The sequence below is a fragment of the Actinomyces sp. oral taxon 170 str. F0386 genome (genome assembly GCF_000195595.1).
GTDB lineage: Bacteria > Actinomycetota > Actinomycetes > Actinomycetales > Actinomycetaceae > Actinomyces.
This window is the reverse complement of the sequence record NZ_GL882552.1, coordinates 1-1,248: the sequence shown is the minus strand read 5'-3', so window position 1 is coordinate 1,248 and position 1,248 is coordinate 1. Positions and strand designations below refer to the sequence as shown.

1 protein-coding gene is annotated in these 1,248 nt (G+C 64.7%); it reads left to right on the top strand.

Translation table 11 applies throughout. The annotated features are described in order from the left end of the window. Positions 1-1,210: serine hydrolase (locus HMPREF9056_RS10275; protein ID WP_050793056.1), on the top strand; the 1,210-nt coding region annotated here is incomplete at its 5' end. Positions 1,211-1,248: the final 38 nt, after the last annotated feature.

The window sequence follows — 1,248 nt, the reverse complement described above, 5'->3', positions numbered from 1 at the left end:
CAGCCCGTCGTCGTCCCGCTCGTCTCGTCGCCGGTTGCTGGTGTGGCGGGTGTTGGCGGTGCCTGTGGCGGCGGCGATTGCGTTGGGTGCTGCTGGTGGTGCGGCGTCGGCGGCGCCGTCGAAGGGGGAGGCTGAGAGTCTGAAGTCCCGGGCCCAGGGATTGGTGGAGGCCGGTTACCCGGCGGCGCTGGCGGCGGTGAGCGACAGCAAGGGCGAGTCGGCGGGGGTGGCTGTGGGCAAGGGCAACCTGGAGACAGGTCAGGCCCCGCCGATGGACGGCGAGGTGCGGGTCGGTTCCGCTTCGAAAACCTTCGTGGCCGTGGTGGTCATGCAGATGGTCCAGGAGGGCAAGGTCGGGCTTGATGAGCCGATCGAGACCTACCTGCCCGGCCTCATCAGAGGCGAGGGTATTGACGGATCAAAGATCACGGTGCGTCAGCTCCTCCAGCACACCAGTGGCCTGCCCGAGTACACCGACACCTACCTTTCTAGCAGAGCTGCGGAGTCCGAGAATATGCAGCACTATGTTCCTCCGCGTGATCTGCTGGGCACGGCTCTGGGTAAGCCGGCGGCCTTCGAGCCCGGCACTCAGTGGAAGTACACCAACACGAACTACATCGTGCTGGGGATCCTCATTGAGCGAGTGTCCCAGCGGCCGGTGGGCGAGCAGATCGATCAGCGCATCGTCAAGAAGCTGGGACTGTCCCACACCTACCTCCCGGGAAACGGCGAAAAGAAGCTCCACGGTCCTCACCCTCAGAGTTATCACCTCAGTGCTGAGGGCAAGCTGGAGGACATGACCGATCTGGATACCTCACTTGCCTGGGCCGCCGGTGGCATGGTGTCGACCCCCAGCGAGCTCAACACCTTCTTCCAGGCCGTCTTCGACGGCAGGCTGCTGACCCAGGCCAGCATCGACGAGATGAAGAACGGAGCGGTTGACGCCAGCTCGCGCTTTGGACCGGGGACGGTGTACGGGCTGGGCCTCATCGGTACCTCGCTGAGCTGCGGAGGTACTGCATGGGGACACCATGGCGGTATTGCTGGATATGAGACTCATGACGGTGTCGGCCCTGACGGCACCGCCCTCACCGTCACTGTCACTGCCTCATCCTCAGATATCGCCGACCAGAGCAACCCGGAGAGCTCCGCCAAGGAGAAGAGCGCAAAGGTCAACGAGGCCGTCGACGCCACCCTGTGCCACAAGTGATGGGCTCGGAGACGGACTCGGGCGCCTCGCGGCTGCGC